The organism is Peristeroidobacter soli, from assembly GCF_004138485.1.
Lineage (GTDB): Bacteria > Pseudomonadota > Gammaproteobacteria > Steroidobacterales > Steroidobacteraceae > Steroidobacter > Steroidobacter soli.
Genome location: NZ_RYEV01000004.1, coordinates 1,322,639 through 1,341,766, shown reverse-complemented (window position 1 = coordinate 1,341,766; position 19,128 = coordinate 1,322,639). Strand labels below are relative to the sequence as shown.

The 19,128-nt window shown below is 61.4% G+C and carries 13 protein-coding genes and 1 pseudogene; 9 read left to right on the top strand and 5 right to left on the bottom strand.

From position 1 onward, the window contains the following. Positions 1–63: 63 nt before the first annotated feature. The 8 genes from EKO19_RS20855 to EKO19_RS20820 all read left to right on the top strand — a co-directional run bounded on the left by EKO19_RS20855 (position 64) and on the right by EKO19_RS20820 (position 11,983). Positions 64–2,091 (top strand): outer membrane protein assembly factor BamB family protein, encoded by a 2,028-nt coding sequence (locus tag EKO19_RS20855; protein WP_129778363.1) that lies wholly within the window; start codon positions 64–66, stop codon positions 2,089–2,091. A 14-nt stretch (positions 2,092–2,105) separates the two neighbouring features. Continuing rightward, positions 2,106–3,581, top strand: a complete 1,476-nt coding sequence (locus tag EKO19_RS20850; RefSeq protein ID WP_129778362.1) for an NAD-dependent succinate-semialdehyde dehydrogenase — start codon at positions 2,106–2,108, stop codon at positions 3,579–3,581. A gap of 19 nt (positions 3,582–3,600) precedes the next feature. Then, complete coding sequence (locus EKO19_RS20845; RefSeq protein WP_129778361.1) at positions 3,601–5,268, top strand: MFS transporter; 1,668 nt, start codon at positions 3,601–3,603, stop codon at positions 5,266–5,268. A gap of 123 nt (positions 5,269–5,391) precedes the next feature. Further along, on the top strand, positions 5,392–7,815 hold the full coding sequence (locus tag EKO19_RS20840) for a TonB-dependent receptor (protein ID WP_129778360.1): 2,424 nt from the start codon (positions 5,392–5,394) through the stop codon (positions 7,813–7,815). 15 nt (positions 7,816–7,830) lie between these two features. Beyond that, the gene (locus EKO19_RS20835) at positions 7,831–9,897 is read left to right on the top strand and encodes an outer membrane protein assembly factor BamB family protein (RefSeq protein ID WP_129778359.1); all 2,067 of its coding nucleotides are present in this window, start codon (positions 7,831–7,833) and stop codon (positions 9,895–9,897) included. A gap of 2 nt (positions 9,898–9,899) precedes the next feature. Continuing rightward, positions 9,900–10,343, top strand: coding sequence for a cupin domain-containing protein (locus EKO19_RS20830; protein WP_129778358.1), 444 nt, complete (start codon positions 9,900–9,902; stop codon positions 10,341–10,343). Further along, positions 10,340–10,570, top strand: a complete 231-nt coding sequence (locus EKO19_RS20825) for a hypothetical protein (RefSeq protein ID WP_129778357.1) — start codon at positions 10,340–10,342, stop codon at positions 10,568–10,570. Before EKO19_RS20830 ends, EKO19_RS20825 begins: the two co-directional genes overlap by 4 nt. A 261-nt stretch (positions 10,571–10,831) precedes the next feature. Next, entirely contained in the window at positions 10,832–11,983 is a 1,152-nt protein-coding gene (locus tag EKO19_RS20820; RefSeq protein ID WP_129778356.1) for a M23 family metallopeptidase, read from the top strand. Positions 11,984–12,006: 23 nt separating this feature from the next. On the opposite strand, the gene EKO19_RS20815 is transcribed toward EKO19_RS20820, so the two are convergent. Together EKO19_RS20815 and EKO19_RS20810 are read right to left on the bottom strand one after the other, a co-directional pair. Next, on the bottom strand, positions 12,007–12,561 hold the full coding sequence (locus EKO19_RS20815; protein ID WP_129778355.1) for a hypothetical protein: 555 nt from the start codon (positions 12,559–12,561) through the stop codon (positions 12,007–12,009). Then, entirely contained in the window at positions 12,558–12,809 is a 252-nt protein-coding gene (locus EKO19_RS20810) for a helix-turn-helix transcriptional regulator (protein WP_129778557.1), read from the bottom strand. Before EKO19_RS20810 ends, EKO19_RS20815 begins: the two co-directional genes overlap by 4 nt. Positions 12,810–13,928: 1,119 nt before the next feature. On the opposite strand from EKO19_RS20810, the gene EKO19_RS20805 reads away from it, so the two are divergent. Next, the gene (locus EKO19_RS20805; protein ID WP_129778354.1) at positions 13,929–15,374 is read left to right on the top strand and encodes a lysozyme inhibitor LprI family protein; all 1,446 of its coding nucleotides are present in this window, start codon (positions 13,929–13,931) and stop codon (positions 15,372–15,374) included. 169 nt (positions 15,375–15,543) lie between these two features. On the opposite strand, the gene EKO19_RS20800 is transcribed toward EKO19_RS20805, so the two are convergent. From EKO19_RS20800 to katG, 3 genes and pseudogenes are all read right to left on the bottom strand, one after another. Continuing rightward, on the bottom strand, positions 15,544–15,897 hold the full coding sequence (locus EKO19_RS20800) for a cyclophilin-like fold protein (RefSeq protein WP_129778353.1): 354 nt from the start codon (positions 15,895–15,897) through the stop codon (positions 15,544–15,546). A 209-nt stretch (positions 15,898–16,106) separates the two neighbouring features. Beyond that, positions 16,107–16,328, bottom strand: a pseudogene (locus tag EKO19_RS39935) (IMP dehydrogenase); the annotation flags it as partial. A gap of 391 nt (positions 16,329–16,719) precedes the next feature. Then, positions 16,720–18,966: a catalase/peroxidase HPI gene (gene katG / locus EKO19_RS20790; RefSeq protein WP_129778352.1), complete on the bottom strand. Its 2,247-nt coding sequence runs from the start codon at positions 18,964–18,966 to the stop codon at positions 16,720–16,722. Positions 18,967–19,128 lie beyond the last annotated feature (162 nt).

Below are 19,128 nucleotides of genomic sequence, written 5' to 3'. Positions count from 1 at the left end.
ACAGTGCACACTCCATGGCGCCGGTCCATCACCGGCGCAGGTCACGAAGACTGGAGAGTGCCGATGATGTATCTGAAAGAAGCGGCCGCGCTGGCGATACTCGGAGTGGTTGCGGCAGTACCCGCCGGCGCCGCGGAAACCGATTGGAAATATCTGGGGGGCAGCCCGCAGAGCAATCAATACAGCGCGCTCGCTCAGATCGACAGTAAAAACGTAGCGTCGCTGGGCTTGCTCTGGTACTCCGACCTGCCCATCGGCGAAGGTCTGGTCGGCAATCCATTGGTGGCGGACAACGCGGTCTATCAAGGCGGACCTTATGGCTCGGCCGTGGCGACCGACATCGTTACCGGCAAGACCCTGTGGAGTTTCGTTCCCAATCTCGGCTTGGAACGTTACAGCCTGAGGGCCGCCCATCAAGCCAGCACCAACCGCGGCCTGGGCATCGACGACGACAACGTCTATATCTCCGGCGGCTGCTCGTTGTTCGGTATCAATCGCAAGACCGGCGAGCAGCGCTGGCGCGCCGAGATCTGCGATCCATCGGGAAATTATGGATCGAACTCCGCGCCGCGCGTCGGTGCGGGCAAGGTCTTCGTCGGCATCAACAACATGCAGAGCGGCACTGGCCGCGGACATGCAATCGCGTTCGATGCGAAAACCGGCAAGGAGCTGTGGCGCTTCTATACCGTGCCGGGCGATCCCGCCAGGCCGTTCGAGAACAAACAAATGGAGTTGGCCGCCAGGACCTGGGGGGACCGCTACTGGAGCGATCTGCCTGGCGGCGGCAGCGGCAGCGTCTGGGAGGGAATGATCTACGATCCGAAGACGGATCTGCTGATCTTCGGCGCGGGCAATCCCGGCACCGACGGCCACGAGAAACAATACGTGGACAAGGAGATGCTGTTCACCAATTCGATCATCGCCGTGCAGGCGGCGAGCGGTGAGTACGTGTGGCACCGGCAGTTGACGACCGGCGATGTGTATCACCCGGGCGATGCCGTGGCTCACATGCAGCTGGCGGACCTGAAGATCCAGGGCCGTGACCGGCACGTGCTGCTGCAGGCGGCGAAGAATGGCTATTTCTATGTGCTGGATGCCGCGAGCGGCGCGGTGATCTCGACCAAGAACTACGTTCCGACCGTCAGCTACAAGCCGGTCGATCCGAAAACCGGAACCCTGCATTTCAAGGACGAGCTGCGTTTCTGGGAGCACCCGGGCAAGACCATGGTGCTGCAGCCGGGCGGTTACGGCGCTCACGCGTGGGAGCTGACTTCATACAATCCGAAGACCGGGCTGGTCTACATTCCCGCGTTCATCATGCCGTACGAGCTGGGTGGGCGGTACGCCGAGTATGGTTTCGCCGACGATGCGAAATTCAAGAACAAGGGCCTGTTGATCGCCTGGGATCCGATCGCGCAAAAGAAGCGCTGGGAGATCGAGCATCCGGTCACGATGAGCGGTGGCGTGCTCTCGACCGGCGGCAACGTCGTGTTTCAAGGAACGCCAAGCGGAGCGTTCGTGGCCTACGACGCGACTGATGGCACCAAGCTGTGGTCCTTCGATACTCACAGTGTGATTCGTGGCGGTCCAGCTACGGTCACGGTCCAGGGCAAGCAGATCGTTCTGGTTCCTTCGGGAGACGGCACGGCCATCGGCTCGGCCCGAGGTCGTCTGTCGAGAACTGATCGGGCGTACGCCGCGCCATCGAGGCTGCTCGCGTTTGCTCTGGGCGGCAATGCCGTGCTGCCGCCGACGCAGAAGGTGATTCTGAAACCGGTGCTCGAGCGTCAGCCGGCCGCGCTCGCCGACAGAGGCAAGGAGTTCTACGGCCCGAACTGCAGCCGTTGCCACGGCCAGAACGTGGTCACCTCCGGTAACGGCCGCATTCCGGATCTGAGAAACATTCGTGAGGCACGGCTGCGCCTGTTGCCACAGATCCTGCGCGACGGAATTCTGAAACCGCTGGGCATGCCGCAGTTCCCGGACATCACCGACGAGCAGATCGCAGCGGTGCGCGCTCACATCACCAACGAAGCCTGGAATGCCTATGAGAGCAAGGGCGGCGCAGGCGAGGGGGTCGAGACGCGGTAGTCGCAGACGAGGACATGACGATGGAACGGGCTCGGCTGGCGCTCAAACGTCCTGAACTGCTGCGCGAACTGGCGTTCATCGACGGCAGGTGGGTCGCCGGGCCCGCTTCTCTGGAGGTTCGCAATCCTGCGACGGGCGGGATGCTCGGTAAAGTGCCGCGCCTCGGCATGGAAGAAACATCCCAGGCTGTCGATGCGGCTCATCGTGCCTTCGTGCGCTGGCGCGGCAGCACTGCCAGAAATCGGTCGATCGTCTTGCGGCGCTGGTATGAGCTCATCGTCGAGCACGCCGAAGACCTTGCCAGATTGATGACCGCCGAGCAGGGCAAGCCGCTGTCCGAATCGCGGGCCGAGATTGCTTACGCGGCATCGTTTGTCGAATGGTTTTCCGAAGAGGCGCGGCGTGCCTACGGAGACGTCATTCCCGGGCACGAGGCCGACAAGCGGTTGACGGTGATCAAGCAGCCGGTTGGTGTCGTCGCTGCAATCACACCGTGGAATTTTCCCGCCGCGATGATCACGCGGAAAGTCGCGCCGGCGATTGCGGCGGGATGTTCCGTCGTACTCAAGCCCTCCGAGCTGACGCCGTTCTCAGCACTTGCATTGGCGCTGCTCGCCGAGGAGGCCGGCGTGCCCGCGGGTGTGCTCAACGTGGTGACGGGCGATCCTCAGCCGATCGGCGCGGCGGTGATCGCCGATTCACGCGTGCGCAAGCTGTCTTTCACGGGCTCAACTGGCGTCGGCAAGATGCTCGCGGCCCGCTGCATGAGCACGGTGAAGCGCGTTTCGCTCGAGCTGGGCGGCAACGCGCCGTTCATCGTCTTCGACGATGCCGATCTCGATGCCGCCGTCGAAGGCGCGCTGCAGTCGAAGTTTCGCAATACCGGACAGACCTGCGTCTGTACCAACCGCTTTCTGGTGCAGAGCCGGGTCTATGACGAATTCGCGCGACGGCTCGCGCAACGAGCCGCAGCGATGGTCGTCGGCGACGGCCTGGAAGGCGTGACTGATCAAGGGCCGCTCATCAACGGCGCCGCCGTCGAAAAGGTGGAGCGACACGTCGCCGATGCGCTCGGGAAGGGCGCGGTGCTGCTGACGGGAGGCACGCGCAGGCACGGCAACTTTCACGAACCGACCGTGCTGACGGAAGTGTCGCCGGAGATGCTGCTCGCCAGCGAAGAAACATTCGGCCCGGTCGCCGGGCTGATGCGCTTCGCCACCGAGCAGGAAGCGATCCGGCTCGCCAACGATACCGACGCGGGACTGGCCGCGTATGTATTCACTCGCGATGTGAGTCGTTCCTGGCGCGTCTGCGAAGCGCTGCAGGTGGGCATGGTGGGCTTGAACAGTGGCGCGGTCTCGACGGCGGTCGCGCCGTTCGGCGGCGTGAAGGAGTCGGGGCTGGGGCGCGAAGGCTCGGCGTACGGCCTCCAGGAATATCTGGACATCAAGTTGATCTGTACGGCGCTTCAGCCGCAGACGAACGATTGAAACCGTGGGGAATCGAAACATGATCGAAGAACGAATGGTCGCCACCGCGGACGCACCGCGCCTCGGCCGGGAGAACGTCACTGTCATTGCCGCCTCGTCGGTGGCCTCGGTATTCGAGTGGTTCGATTTCTTTCTCTATGGCGCGCTGGCGGTGGTCATCAGCCGCAACTTTTTCTCCGGCGTGAACGAGACGACGGCGTTCGTTCTGGCATTGCTCGCTTTCGCGGCGGGCTTCGCGGTACGGCCGTTCGGCGCGATCGTGTTCGGCTTCTTCGGCGATCTGCTCGGCCGGAAGAAGACCTTCCTGTTCACGCTGGCGCTGATGGGGCTCGCGACGTTCTGCGTCGGCCTGTTGCCGACCTACGATCAGATCGGTGCCGCCGCGCCCTGGATTCTCGTGGGTCTGCGCATGCTGCAGGGGTTGTCGGTCGGCGGCGTGTACGGCGGCGCCGCGACCTACGTCGCGGAACACGTTGAGAGCGGCCGTCGCGGTTTTTTCACGAGCTGGATTCAGATCACGGCCACCATCGGCATGGCGCTGAGCCTGGCCACGATCTTCGCGACCCGCACTCTGGTGGGCGAGGACGACTTCAATCGATGGGGCTGGCGCATTCCGTTTCTGCTGTCGATCGTGCTGCTCGGCATGACGATCTGGATTCAGATGCGACTGTCGGAAAGCCCCGTGTATCTGGAGATGAAGGCGTCGGGCAAGGCGTCGAAACAGCCGCTCACCGACGCGTTCGGCAACTGGACCAATCTGCGCCTGATCCTGATCGCGCTGTTCGGGGCCATGGTCGGTCAGGCGGTCATCTGGTACGCCGCGCAGTTCTACGTGTTCTTTTTCATGGAACGGATCCTGAAAGTGGACGCGGCGCTCACCAATCTGCTGGTGGCCGTGGCGCTGGTCATCTCCACGCCGCTGTATGTTTTCTTCGGCTGGCTGTCGGACCGGGTCGGGCGCAAGCCGGTCATTCTCGGTGCGTGCCTGCTGGCGGCGCTCACTTACTTCCCGCTGTTCAAAGCGCTGACCGCCGCCGCCAATCCGGCGATGGCGCATGCCGTGGCGACCGCGCCAGTCACGGTGTGGGCGGATAAAGAGGAGTGCACGTTTCAGTTCGATCCCATCGGCACTGCCATGTTCAGCAGCTCGTGCGACATCGCGCGCTCGTATCTGGCGCGCGCCGGCGTGAGTTATGAAACCGAGGCGGCGCCGGCCGGTTCGCTCGCTCAACTGCGAGTGGGGGCGCAAATACTGGATTCATTTCGCGGTGATGCACTCTCCAACTCGGAGCTGAGAGTCAGGCGGGCCGATTGGGAGAAGCGGGCCGCGGCGATCGTGAAAGAGTCGGGATATCCGCTCACGGCCGAGCGTGAGCAGATCAATGTGCCTCTGGTGCTGCTCATTCTGGTGGTCCTCATGAGCTTCTCCGCCATGGTGTATGGGCCGATGGCGGCGCTGCTGACCGAGCTGTTCCCGGCAAAGGTCCGCTACACCTCCATGAGTCTGCCCTATCACCTGGGGACCGGATGGTTCGGTGGCTTTCTGCCGCCGGTGGCATTCGCCATCGTCGCGGCGACAGGAAATATCTATTCCGGGCTGTGGTATCCGCTGATCGGCGCGGCGCTCACGCTGGTGGTCGGCGTGCTGTTGCTGCCAGAGACCAAGGGCAGAGATCTGCGGGCCTGAGCGGCACGGTGTTTTCTCAGCACCAATCGCGATCGCCCGGGCATCTTACGAACGTTTCATTCATGGCGATACATTCACACTCGTCTCGTCATTCCAAGTCATGCGCGATGGGGGATTAATCGAATGACTCGCAGCAAAAATTCCGGTCATGCTCGCGGTGGACGGTGGCCGCTACGCTTGGCAATACTCGGTGTCGCCGCTCCGCAGCTCGTTGCGACGGCGTATGCGCAGGATGTCCCTGCAGTGGACAATACCGAAGCAAGCAGCCGAGGTCTGATCTCGGAAGTCACGGTGACTTCGCGTCGTTTCTCCGAATCGGTGCGCGATGTGCCGATCAGTATTTCGGCCTACGACAGCAAGGCGCTGGACGTTGCTGGCGTGAAGGACTTCTCCGGTGTCGCGCAGTTCACGCCAGGTGTGACCTTCAGCAGCAGTAACAATCTGATCGCGATTCGCGGCATCTCCTCGAGCGCGGGTGCTGCGACCACGGGCGTCTATATCGACGACGCGCCGGTGCACATTCGACAGTTCGGTAGCGCGCCGGCGGCGGTGTTGCCTGCGGTGTTCGATCTGGAGCGCATCGAGGTGCTTCGAGGTCCGCAGGGAACGCTCTATGGCGCGGGTTCGCAAGGCGGCACGGTGCGCTTCATTACGCCGCAGCCCAGCCTGGATACGTTTCGCATGTACGGGCGCGGTGAAGTGGCGTTCACCGAAGGCGGTTCGCCGACGTATGAAGCGGGCTTCGCCGTGGGCGGACCGATCGTCGAGGACAAACTGGGCTTTCGCATCAGCGCGTTCAATCGCGACGAGGGCGGCTACGTCGATTGGATCGACTACAACACCGGTCGGCTGCGTGAAGAAGACGCCAACTCGGTGGGCACCAGCGTGTATCGCGCGGCCCTGACCTGGCAGCCCATCGAAGGTCTGTCCATTACGCCGAGCGTGTTTCATCAGGATCAGCGCTCCGACAATTCCAGCACGATGGCGCAGTTCTGGTCGGATTTCGGCAAGCACGAATTCAAGTACGCCAACAACATTCCCAACACCAACGAGGATCGCTTCACACTGCCGGCGCTCAAGGTGGAGTATGAGCTGGGCGATTATCAGATCGTCTCGAACAGCGCCTGGTTCCAGCGCGACGGTCTGATGGTCAACGACGCGGGCATCTGGCGTCTGTCGAACCTGCAGTTCAATTTCGGCTTCCCGCTGCTCACGCGGCTGGGTCCGAACGACTCGGCGGGCGTGCCGTACTTCAATTCGCCGGGCAAGTTCACCAACGATCAAAGCAATTTCACCCAGGAGCTGCGCCTGCAATCGGCGAATCCGAACGCGCGCGTCACCTGGGTGCTGGGTCTGTACTACAGCGACGCCGAGCAAAAGAACATGGAGGAGGGTGAGTCGGGCGTGAACACGGACGGCGTGGCCGATTACGACCGGTTGTATCAACGCCTGTTCGGTCAGACGATTCTGGAGCGCTTCGGCTTCCCGTTGTTCGAAGGCAAGTACAGCTACATCACCGACACCGTGGTATGGGAGAAACAAAAGGCCGCGTTCGCCGACGCGACCTGGAAGGTGACGGACAAGCTGTCGCTGAGCGCGGGCATTCGCTACTCGGAAGTGGAGTTCGAGTTCATCGCGGGACGAGCCAGCAATACCCAGGCGGACTGGACCTACAGCGGCGGCAAGACCAAGGAGTATCCGCTGACGCCGCGTTACAACGTCACCTATCGCGCGACCGACGATCTCATGGTCTATGCGAACGCCGGCAAAGGCTTCCGCGGTGGCGGAGCGAACAGCGCCGCGCTTCTCGATCGTTGCGCGCAGAACATCAGAGACCTGGGACTCGGCAATGTGGCCTCTTACGATTCCGACTACGTGTGGAGCTACGACGTTGGCGCGAAGGGCAAGCTGGGCGATGGCCGGATCGCCTACGACGTGGGCGCCTACACCATCGACTGGACCGGCATTCAGCAGTCCAACACGCTGGTGGCCTGCGGCGGCTCTTACATCGGCAACTTCGGCGAGGCGCGCGCCAAGGGCATCGACATGATGTTGCAGGCGGTGCCGGTCACCGATGTGCTGGTCGATCTATCGCTGGGCTACATGAACTCAGAGTACACCGCGCGGGTGATGTCGTCGGCCGGTCCGGGAGCGAGCATCCTGATCAACGACGGCAACTCGTTGCCGAACGTGGTGCCCTTCAAAGCCGCGCTCGGTGTTACTTATAACTTCTTCGCGTTGGGCAAGGACAGTTACTTCCGGGCGGCTTACGAGTACGGCAGCCGGCGCAGCGACAAGCAACCGACGCAAGATCGCACCACCACTCAATACCTCGCCAATCCGCCGTTCCCGTATCTGCCCGAAACGCACATGGTCAGGCTCAGAAGCGGCATGGACTTCGGCAGCTACGATGTTTCGATCTTCATCGACAACCTGCTGGACTCGGCGCCGCTGACCAGCCGGACCTCCTCGACTCAGAGCGATTACTACCAGGTCACCACGTGGCGGCCGCGCACCCTGGGTGTGACGTTCGTTTATCGGTACTGAGCCGGGAGCACGATCATGAAAACCAGTACCTTGGCAGGCGGCCTCGCTGCCTGCATCGTGGCGGCGCTGAGCGTGAGCCCGGCGCGGTCGGCCAGTAACGCCGGAAATGTCACTGAGGCGCGCGTTCGCGCCGATGCCGCCAGCGGCGAAAACTGGCTGATCAACGGCCGGGATTTCACCGCGCAACGCTTCAGTCCGCTGCAACAGATCACCGACCGGAATGTTTCCAAGCTGGGACTCGCCTGGTCGCTCGACATCGACAGTCCCATGGGCCTGGCGGTCGAGCCCATCGTGGTCGACGGTGTCATCTATATCGCGGCCTCGCTGGACCGCGTGTATGCGGTGGATGCGACGTCGGGCCGGTTGTTGTGGAAGGCCGATCCGAAAACCGATCTGAGCGCGATGCGTAACTCCTGGGCGGCGCGCACCAATCGCGGTGTCGCCGTGTGGGAAGGCAAGGTGTTCGTCGGCACCGGCGATTGCCGGATGATCGCGCTCGATGCGGTCTCCGGCAAGCAGATCTGGGAAGCGCCGGTGTGTGTCGATACGACGCAGACCGGTATTACCGGTGCGCCGACGGTTGGCGGTGGCAAGGTATTCATCGGCTACAACGGCTCCGACTCCGGCGTGCGAGGGTCGGTGGTCGCGTTCGATGTGAATACGGGCAAGCTCGCGTGGCGTTTCTGGAATACGCCAGGCGATCCGTCGAAGGGATACGACAACAAGGCGTTGGAGATGGCTTCCAAAACCTGGTCGGGCGACAAGTGGTGGGAGGCGGGCGGCGGTTCCGTATGGAACACGATGACCTACGATGCCGACACGGGGCTGCTGCTCTATGGCACAGCCACGCCGGGTCATGGTCCGGACTTCGCGATCCAGACGCGCGGCGATCGGCTGTTCGCTGGCTCCATCGTCGCGGTGAAAGCGGACACTGGCGAATATGTGTGGCACTACCACACCGCCAAACATGCAAAGGGCTATTCGCCGGACGCCGCGGACTATCCGGGCAATCCAGACAATCACAACATCGTGCTGGCCGATCTGACCATCAACGGCAAGAAGCGGCACGTTGCGATGACCGCGCCACGGTCGGGTGTGTTCTTCGTCTTCGATGCCAAGACCGGCGAGTTGCTGTCGCATGAGTCGATGTCCAATCGACCGAAGGATCAACTCAGCCCGCCCGCCGGGGACGGCAAGCCGCGCACGGCCACCGGCCGCAACTGGTGGCCGATGAGTTTCAATCCCGACACGGGATTGGCCTACGTCCCCGTCCACGATTTCGTCGAGGGTGGCTACGGCGGCTCGCCGGTAGGGCGCTTGTTGGCCTGGGATCCCTTGAAACAGCAGGCGCGTTGGTCGATTCCCGAGCAACTCGCGGTCAACAGCGGTGTGCTCTCCACCCATGGCAGCCTGGTGTTTCACGGCGAGGGCACCGGCACGTTCACCGCGTATGCCGCGACGGATGGACGCAAGCTGTGGTCGATCGACACGCGCTCGGCCATTCATTCCGTGCCGGTCAGTTATCAGGCCAAGGGTGAGCAATACATTTTGATGCCGGTGGGTTTCGGCGCCAGCTCACGATTGTTCGGCGCGAACAGCACCATGGCAACGCCGGAGTCGAAGCGCGGACCGGCACGCTTGCTGGCATTCAAGCTCGGCGGCAACACGCCATTTCCGCCGACCAATATCGTGGTGCCGCCGGTGCCGAAGCCGCCCGTGCAGACGGCCAATGCGGAAACCATTCGTCGCGGCGAGAAGGCGGCCGACAGGTTCCGTTGCACCAACTGTCATGGCTCGCATCTCGACGGCAGCGGCGCCTGGATTCTGGACGGAGCGATTCCCGACCTGCGTTACATGTCGAAGGATGCGCACGAGCGCTTCATCGCCATCGTGATGGCAGGCACCAATCGCAAAAAGGGAATGCCGGGCTTCTCGGACGGCGGCAAGAACTATCCGTTGGTGCAGTCGAAGATGACGCTGCAGGATGCCGAGGCCATTCATGCCTTCATCATCGACCTGCAATGGAAGACCTATGAAGCGGATCAGAAGCGGCTGGCCACTCAGGCCGGCTCCTCGAGGTAATCATGTCGATCGCAAAACATGCTGTGATGATTGTGGTGGCGGGCGTCGCGATGGTGGCGCTCGCCGAAGCTCCGGCGCCGGCGAGTGCGTCGAAGGCCGTGGTCAGATTCGCCGGCGCGGAGCTCGAGGCGCTCCTGCAGTCGCCGGCGGCCGTGACAAAGACGACGGACATCCGAACGACCACGTCCGTGCCCATGTTCAAGTCGGACGATCAGAAGTTCGCCTCGGGCGTGTTTTCCTCCACTGCCGGCTACGCCGAGTTCGATTCCTACGCGGCGGATGAGTTTTGTTACATCGTGTCCGGCGAGGCTACGCTGACGGCCGCCGATGGCACGGTGACCCGACTCAAGGCCGGCGACGCCATTACCGTTCCCAAAGGCTGGAAGGGCCGCTGGGATACTCGGGGTTATACCAAGTACTTCGTGAGCTACAGGTCCGCGCAATGAATGGACGGCCCAGAATTGGAAACGCCTGGTCGCGCGAGGAGATCGGCAAGCTGCGCGAGCTCGCTGGCAGCGGTACGTCGCTGCGATCGATGTCGAGAATCCTGAAGCGCAGCGAATCGGCGTTGAAGAACAAGGCCGGTCTGCATGGCATTTCGTTGCAGGGCTCCGGCTCGAAAGGCAACCGTTTGTCGGAAACGAATTCGAAAGTGGGCGCCTTCGGTTTATGAAGGCGCTGTGGGTGGACGGTCGCGAGGAAGGGATTTGTCCTGTTCCCGCAGTCTCGATGCGGATATGAGTGAGGTGACGGCGAGGCTCTGCCGCCAGAAATCGACCTGGGCCGCTGCAGAGCGGACGGCGAACATGGACATGTCACGGTGAGCCATGATCAACTGATGGTTCGAGTGGGCCGGCCGAAGAGAAGGACGCGGCAGGCCGGGGCATGAGTGCGTCCACGGAGCCCATCGGGCGTATATGTATCGAGGACCTGTATGCGACTTCTGTTCGTGACACTGGTTCTGATCGGTTGTCTGCGGGACGCGGATGCGAGCGATGCGCAGGAAATTCGTTTCTGTCCGGCCGATGTGGCTCGCACGTATCCTCTGGATAGTCGTGCCCGGGTTCAGAGTTTACTGCTGCCGCATATCGCCGTGATCAATCACGCCGATGCTCCATTCACCGTAAATGCGATTCACCTCGAGTTGATCAAGGGCGGCCAGCTCCTCGATACGCGCCATCTAAACGCGGCAGACGTGCAGAGGTTGGCGGGCAACAGTGCCGAAATCGAGGCATTGGCGCGCGAAGCATCGTTCATGTTCTGCGGCACTGAGCTGATCGCGCCTGGAATCAAACTTGCCGGCCCGGTGCTGCACGCGAATGAGGGGCTGGTGGTGACCAACGAAGTCTTCGCCTTCAACCGTGAGCGTGACACCCTTCGGGTACGCGTCGAAGGCACAGTGGCAGGGAAGGGCGCAGAGCTTTCGGCTACTCTGCCCGTGACCAGCAAAATCTCCAAAACCGATTGGCTCTTTCCTGTCCGCGGTGTGAGCTATGTAGGCTGGGGAGCTAGCCTCCACACCGCGCATCGCTGGGTATTGCCTGAGGCGTACGCACTCGATATCGCCCGATTGGGTGGCAGTGGCTTGACCTATCGCGGTGAAGGCACCCGGTTCTCCGACTATTACGCGTACGGCACGGAAATATACGCGGCGGCCGCTGGCAAGGTGATCGAATCCGTGAGCGATGTGTCGGAAGATGCGACCCTGCTACAGCGGCCCAATGAAACAACCGAAGCCTATTTCGCGCGCGTGCACGAGAACCAGGCCAAACTGATGGAGAGCCAGAATGGGCCCATGGGCAACCACGTGATCATCGATCATGGCAATCACGAGTACTCCCTGTATGCCCATATGCAACCGGGGAGCGTACGCGTTCGCGCCGGAGAGAGCGTCGCGGCAGGTGCGTTGCTGGGCCGACTGGGTTCGTCGGGTAATTCGACTGAGCCGCATCTGCACTTTCAGTTGTGTGCCGGATCGAGCGCGCTTCAATGCAATGGCATGCCCGTCAGTTTCAGCAATATCCGAGTGCTATGGGCTGAGAGGGACCGTGCTTTGCAAAGCGGCGACATCGTCATTGCAAAATGAGTGAATCGCCGCGGCAGCCTGCATCAACCTTCTTTCGGCAACCGCGGCAATTTCCAGCTTGCATACAGCGTCGGCAAACATCCAAACAAGGTGACATTCAGGATGAAGGCCGATGCCGCGACCACCAGGCTGCGTGGGGCTTGCCAGTTCTGCCAATGAGACAGGATCACCAGGACGGGTTGGCCGAGGCAATTGAGAAAGGCGAGCAGCCCGAAGCAAAACAGGAGGGAGTCCTTCCGCAGCGCCGCCTCGCGCTCATCATCTTCGAGCGAAGGTTTTCCCAAGGGCCCGCTAGGATGGATAGCCAGCGCGGTGCCCACGATGGAAGCCATGAGCCCGGCGAGGATGCTGATGCCGGCGCCCGGGGAGAGCCGGTCCAGCACTGGCGGCCAGGTCAAGGAAAAAATGAACAGGGCGCACGAGAATGCGATCGGCCAGATCGGGCCCCAGCGTAATGGTTGATGGTTGTAATCCATCGATGGCGCATCGGACATCTGATCGGCGACCCGGGCGGGGATTCCTGTCCAGCGCAGAGCGTTGTCCAGCCTCGACAGAACGGTTTCGCGGACGGTCTTCATTCATCTTCTCCTGCGCGCTTGAGCGTCGTAGCGATCGATTCGAAGTGCTCGAGGGAGAAGAGCATCTCGACAGCCACCCCAAAATGACGCGCGATTTTCAGGGCGAGCTCCAGGCTGGGTTGGTAGTCACCGCGTTCGAGATAACCAATGGTCTGATTGTTCACCCCGACCGCTTCGGCCAATTGCCGCCGAGACAGGCCCCGCTCTGCGCGAAAAACAGCGATTCTGTTGTATAAGCTCAAGTAGATGACCGAATTACGCGGTGGATCGTTTCGATTACACAACAAATCATTGCTAGAAGTCAACGTGCTTGTGTATCGGCGGTGGTATGGAGCGCCAGGAACCCACAGGCGGCTCAGTGGAATGCTCCGAGGAGAGGATTTGCTCTGTTCCTGCAGTCCAAGTACGAGTGCGGATCAGGTAGCTTGTCGGCGGTGAAGTGCGTGTCACGAGTCTTCTGGACGAGCAACATGGAACTCCTATTCCGCGAAGCGCTGCCATCCGACATCGAGGCGCTATTCTCGGTTCCTGGCACTCGTGTGTCGTTACGAAATATTCGGCACGGACTTGCGGCTGTCCGTGGGGACTCGAATCAAGCACCCAGAACTGCAATCCACCTTGCGGGTCGCCGACGAGTCCGGCCCATACGTCTGAATCCTCGCCGCGCTCCTGAAATGCAACGAGGAACGGAGTCTTCTTGTCGATGCTCTCGACAGCACACGAGATTGCGTCCGTTCGGTCGTGACCTCTGGGACCAAGCCACACACTGTAGTGTCCAAGGAAGCAAAGCGATCGCGTTCACGCTCCGGCGCCTCGCGCATTTCTGATTCGGACGGGTGAGTTGCATATCCACTGGCGAGCATCACTCCGAGCGCGCTCAGTGTCCCCGCGAGCAGCGCCGCGACGATTCCGAGTCTGGCAAGATATTCCGTGTAGACGAGGTCATGACTGCTCGTGTCCAGCGCATCAGAACGCGGGCCACTGCGAGCGCTGAGCTTTCGGCATTTGATGACCCGGCAGCCAAGTCTCAAGGCGTACGCCCACGGCTGGCGCTGGAGGTGGTGCGAGCTTTGGGGAGTCATGCTGTCGGGGCGACATGGGGCACTCTACTGGCTAACAGTTGAGCGCCGTGAGGTGGCGCTGGATCGTCTGATTTCGGGCACAAGCGGGACGCCTGGCGATCCAAGTCGAGACTGAGAAAAGGAGCACAGCCGCATCGCGTGCTGATCGCGTACCTTTGTGTTCGAGCCTCCCGCATTTCAAAGCAGTCTGCGATCTGCTGCCAGGATTGCCGGTCGTTATTGCATCGGCAGAAACGAGTGCTGCGGCCGTGGAGCGACGGAACAACATATCGAGGATTCGCACGGATGCACAAGGTCGCACGTTTTTGCGCCCTGCTCCTGGTCAGTCATCTGAGCTCAGCTGCGAACGCGGCATGCACTGATTTCAGTCGCCCGGTTTGCCGACTCGAAGCGCTGCTTGAAACGGATGGCGATCTCAACGCGGTGTACTCGAAGGTGCTCGGCACGCGCAGCGAAAGCGAGCGCGGCGAGGTACGCGCGGGTCAACGCAAATGGCTGAGAAGCCGCGATCAAACTTGCGAGCTTGGCAACCTCAGCCAGCGTGGCGACTGGATGAAGGTTCTGTCGAGCGACCCGGACAAGTTCAACTGCGTATATGCGACAACGCGGGCGCGCCTGGATGAGTTGCGCAAATTGCCTACCGGTACGCTCGATGATCTGGCGGAGCTGACTGATCGTCGCGAGACAACCTTCCCCGTGTCACATTCTTCGGGCAAGTGGTACGCGGAGATCAGTTTCCTGGCGAAGGGCAACGATCAGGCAGACAAGGAGTACGTGCAGGTAGCCGTGACCGATGGAGAATCCCTCGCGGGTACTCAGGTCATGCAAGCCGAGATGAGGCGGCTCGCTGACGCAAACGGCGAATACGTGGTCAGCCTCGCGATCGACCTCGACAACCGGGTGGTGTACTGGGGCGAGAATGGCCAATGGAGAGGCGGGGAGCCGGGCAGCGTCAACGGCATCAAGCTGAACCCCGGGAAACGCTACTCCATTCGTGTGATTTCGGGGCGCCGCTCCATCACCCGAGATCTTCACCTGGGCTTTCTCCGCATCAATACCGGACGTGATGCGTTTCGCTACCAGACACCAGCCGCCTACCAAGCGTTCTATGTGCCACCCTCAAATGCTGAAGAGAAGCCGCCCGTCGAGTGGATCGTCCCGTACTACCAGCGCACGGCGGGCGAAACGTTGCCTATATGGGCTGAGCGCTACTGGGTTTGGCTGATGTCGCATTCCCGCGAGCGCAACCCGACACAGGACATTACAGGTGATCTGTGCGGTGCCAATCAGAACGGTCCGGTTTGGTTCCTTGCCGGCGGCGACGCGAAGGCGCGAATCAATCGTCGCTGCACGGTCCCACAAGGGAAGTACATTCTCTTGCCGGCTTTTGCGCAGTTGATGACATCGAGGCTGGATGCGCCCGTGCCAATATCGTGTACGCAATTTGAGTCGCAAGCACTGGCGGCAAACGGGTCCGGGGCCATCCAAGCGGACTTCATCGTGCTCGACGGGCAGCGCTTCGATGCGCTCTATGACTACCGACCGTACACGCCGCAATGCGTGACCATTCGGGGTGGTCGGGGTGAGACGGTCGTCAAGGATGCAATCTTCTATGGCACGTGGGTGATGCTTCAGCCCCTGCCGCCGGGCGACCACACAATCAGCTTCGGCGGTGAATTGCCCGCACTCAACACCTACCGGAATGTGACGTACAAGATTCACATCGAGTAGCCCGGCGTTCGGTGCAACAAGAGTGTCTGGACCTTTTGATACCTGCTGGACTCACGATGAAAATGAAAGCTACCGCGGAGCATCGACGCCCATTCTTGACATACAGCTGATTTGAGCGGAGCGGCCTCTCTGCGAAGGGGTCAGCGCATGAGCGGGCGGCAACCCCCATTCAATCTGTCGACAACTCCGTTGTCGCTGTGAGCGGGCCCGCCGTTCGCAAGGTCTCAGCTTCAGACTCGATGTGTCCCAACCTGATGAGGCCCCTGGAGTAGCTGAAGTCACGGTAAAAAATGGCCAGATTGCCCCATGGCGCGTAGTACGCGATATCGCCGATCGCGGGATCGCTGCCCGCCGGGGCCTCAGCCGTCGACAACCTTCGTGGTAGGTCGCTGACCTTCTCCGTTTGCGAGTAATCATTCAGCTGTAGGGTCAAGGGCAACAGCGCCGCAAAGTCTCTGGCTGTTGCATTGTTCTCCAGCGTGGCATTCAGCGTCGTGTCACCGATGACGATGCGGATTTTCATTTGATTCACCTGTGGGTCAGAGCATTCCCGCAGCGGTGCATCCTTGCCCGCGCACGATTCCTCTGCGAGCGTGAGAGGGCTGGCGAGCAGGATCGGCACAACCAGGATGGCGCGGAGCCAGTACATTGCGTCGGTAGGTGGCACGACGATCGGGGCGCGTCGTTCTTCGAAGCACGTGGTGCGGTACCTCTGGGTTGGACTATCGCCACTCATGGCCGCAGCAGCACTTTGATGGCACTGCGTTCGTCCATGGCGCGATAAGCTTCGGCGACCTGTGCCAGCGGGAGCGTCAGGTCAAAGACCTTGCCCGGATCGATCTTGTTACTCGTGATCAGATCGATGAGGTGCGGCAGAAACCGACGTACCGGCGCAGGGCCACCATGCAGGTGTATCTCTGCGAAGAAAAGATCCTGGCCCGGAATATTTGCTCCATCGTGGAGTAGATGGCGGGTAAATTGCGATGGCTCACCCCGGAAGTACTCGGCCGTTCCATGTCCGGGTAGGAGGTTTGTGTGAAACCCCTGCGCTCATTCATCGAGCTGGTTCGTGAGCTGAAGCCGTTGGAGCTCTGAGCGGCGATTGAACGTCCGATATCGTTTGCCATCCCCACCGAGGCGGTCGCTCGGGCAAGAACGGAGCAGCCTCGGAACGGATTGCAGCGATCATCGAAATGAAACGGCTAGATCCTCGCCTGGCTGTTGGCGTATCCGACGTGATCTTAGAAGGAGCGATTCCTGTTAATTAGCTCCCGCCTGCCGCCGCATTCTTGGGCTTAGCTTAATCTGGCGATATGCGAATCTGCCGCGCCAACGCGCTCTTCGATCACGCCAGATCGAAGCGATCTAGATTCATGACTTTGTTCCAGGCCGCCACGAAATCTCCGACGAATTTCTCCTGCGCGTCTGAGCTGCCGTAGACCTCGGCCAGCGCTCGCAACTGAGAGTTCGAACCGAACACCAGATCGATGCGGGTGGCGGTCCATTTCACTTCGCCGGTCTTACGATCGCGCCCTTCGAACTCCTCCTTGGTATCCGACGTGGCCAGCCACTGCGTCCCCATGTCCAGCAAATTGACGAAGAAATCATTGGTCAGCGCATCCGGTCGCTTCGTGAGGACGCCATGCTTCGACTGCCCGACGTTGGTGTCGAGCACACGCAGTCCGCCGATCAGCACCGTCATCTCCGGGGCTGTCAGTGTCAGCAGCTGCGCCTTGTCGATGAGCAGCGCCTCGGCGGGCACTGAGTACCTCGCTTTCTGGTAGTTCCGAAATCCGTCGGCGATCGGCTCGAGCACAGCGAACGATTCCACATCTGTCTGTTCCTGCGAGGCGTCCATGCGTCCCGGAGAGAAGGGGACCACTAAGTTGACGCCGGCATTCTTCGCGGCCTGCTCGACACCCGCGCATCCGGCAAGCACGATGAGGTCCGCAAGCGACACCTTCTTTCCGTTCGGTGCTGACCGGTTGAAGTCGGACTGAATGCTCTCGAACACCTGCAGCACTTCGTTGAGCTGACGCGGCTCATTCACCTGCCAATCCTTCTGCGGTGCGAGGCGAATGCGCGCGCCGTTGGCGCCGCCACGTTTGTCCGATCCGCGGAAGGTGGACGCGGAAGCCCAGGCCGTCGACACGAGTCTGGAAATAGGCAGTCGGGAGGCCAGCACCTTGGCCTTGAGCGACGCAATGTCGTTGTCGTCGATGAGAGGATGGTCGACCTGAGGAACCGGATCCTGCCATATAAGCTTTTCGCTCGGCACTTCCGGACCGAGATAACGCGCGCGCGGCCCCATGTCACGATGCGTGAGCTTGAACCAGGCGCGGGCGAACGCGTCGGCGAACTGATCCGGATTTTCCATGAAGCGACGCGAAATCTTCTCGTATGCCGGATCGAAGCGCAGCGCCAGATCGGTGGTCAGCATCGTCGGTATCAATTTCTTCGACGGATCGAACGCGTGCGGAATCGTCGCACCCGCCCCCTTGGCCACCCACTGGTGTGCGCCGGCCGGGCTCCTCGTCAGCTCCCACTCGTAGCCAAACAGATTCCAGAAGAAGTTATTGCTCCACTTCGTGGGTGTCGTGGTCCAGGTGACTTCCAGGCCGCTGGTGATGGTGTCGGCGCCTTTGCCGGCGCCGAACTTGTTCGACCAGCCAAGACCTTGCGATTCGAGACCGGCAGCTTCAGGCTCGACGCCTACGTTGGTCGCTGCAGCGGCGCCATGAGTCTTGCCGAAGGTGTGGCCGCCGGCGATCAGCGCAACGGTTTCCTCGTCGTTCATCGCCATGCGTCCGAAGGTGTCGCGGATGTCGCGCGCCGCGGCGATGGGATCGGGATTCCCATCCGGGCCTTCCGGGTTCACATAGATCAATCCCATCTGGACTGCCGCGAGCGGATTTTCCAACTTGCGCGTGTGTATGTCGCCGTCGGCAGTGTCGTCGGAGGGCAGCACGGCGCCGGGTTTCTCCACGCCTCCGGAACCGTGCGCATAGCGCTCGTCGCCGCCCAGCCACTTGGTTTCTCGACCCCAGTACACGTCTTGATCGGGCTCCCACACATCCTCGCGACCGCCGCCGAAGCCGAAGGTCTTGAAGCCCATGGTCTCGAGCGCGACGTTGCCGGTGAGGATCATCAGGTCGGCCCAGGAAATCTTGCGGCCGTACTTTTGCTTGATCGGCCACAGCAGGCGTCGAGCCTTGTCGAGGCTGACGTTGTCCGGCCAACTATTCAGCGGCGCGAAGCGTTGCTGGCCTCGACCGCCGCCTCCGCGGCCGTCACCGATGCGGTAAGTACCCGCACTGTGCCACGCCATGCGAACGAATAACGGCCCATAGTGCCCGAAGTCCGCAGGCCACCAGTCCTGCGAATCGGTCATCAGCGCGGCGAGATCCTTCTTCAGTGCCGCGAAATCGAGGCTCTCGAATTCCTTCGCATAGTCGAAGTCCTCCCCCATCGGGTTGGATGTCGAGGAATGCTGATGCAGAAGCTCCAGTCGCAATTGGTTGGGCCACCAGTCGCGATTCGACGTCCCGCTGCCGGAACTGCGGTGGACAGGACATTTGGGCTCGGCCGACATGGTTAGTCTCCAGAAATGAACGATCGGAGTGACGCTACGTGCGGCAGCGACGCGAGTAAAGTCGATTGCCTAGATGAGTTCGATAGGTACGCTCAATCGAATACAGGCCGTCAGATGTCGCGTCCGCGACGGATGCGCTTCACAGCTCATTGAAGCCTTGCA

Bases quoted from the DNA above. Each gene is read 5' to 3' on its own strand.
- EKO19_RS20855 (WP_129778363.1), top strand. From the start codon at position 64: ATGATGTATCTGAAAGAAGCGGCCGCGCTGGCGATACTCGGAGTGGTT.
- EKO19_RS20850 (WP_129778362.1), top strand. From the start codon at position 2,106: ATGACGATGGAACGGGCTCGGCTGGCGCTCAAACGTCCTGAACTGCTG.
- EKO19_RS20845 (WP_129778361.1), top strand. From the start codon at position 3,601: ATGATCGAAGAACGAATGGTCGCCACCGCGGACGCACCGCGCCTCGGC.
- EKO19_RS20840 (WP_129778360.1), top strand. From the start codon at position 5,392: ATGACTCGCAGCAAAAATTCCGGTCATGCTCGCGGTGGACGGTGGCCG.
- EKO19_RS20835 (WP_129778359.1), top strand. From the start codon at position 7,831: ATGAAAACCAGTACCTTGGCAGGCGGCCTCGCTGCCTGCATCGTGGCG.
- EKO19_RS20830 (WP_129778358.1), top strand. From the start codon at position 9,900: ATGTCGATCGCAAAACATGCTGTGATGATTGTGGTGGCGGGCGTCGCG.
- EKO19_RS20825 (WP_129778357.1), top strand. From the start codon at position 10,340: ATGAATGGACGGCCCAGAATTGGAAACGCCTGGTCGCGCGAGGAGATC.
- EKO19_RS20820 (WP_129778356.1), top strand. From the start codon at position 10,832: ATGCGACTTCTGTTCGTGACACTGGTTCTGATCGGTTGTCTGCGGGAC.
- EKO19_RS20815 (WP_129778355.1), bottom strand. From the start codon at position 12,561: ATGAAGACCGTCCGCGAAACCGTTCTGTCGAGGCTGGACAACGCTCTG.
- EKO19_RS20805 (WP_129778354.1), top strand. From the start codon at position 13,929: ATGCACAAGGTCGCACGTTTTTGCGCCCTGCTCCTGGTCAGTCATCTG.
- EKO19_RS20800 (WP_129778353.1), bottom strand. From the start codon at position 15,897: ATGAAAATCCGCATCGTCATCGGTGACACGACGCTGAATGCCACGCTG.
- katG (WP_129778352.1), bottom strand. From the start codon at position 18,966: ATGTCGGCCGAGCCCAAATGTCCTGTCCACCGCAGTTCCGGCAGCGGG.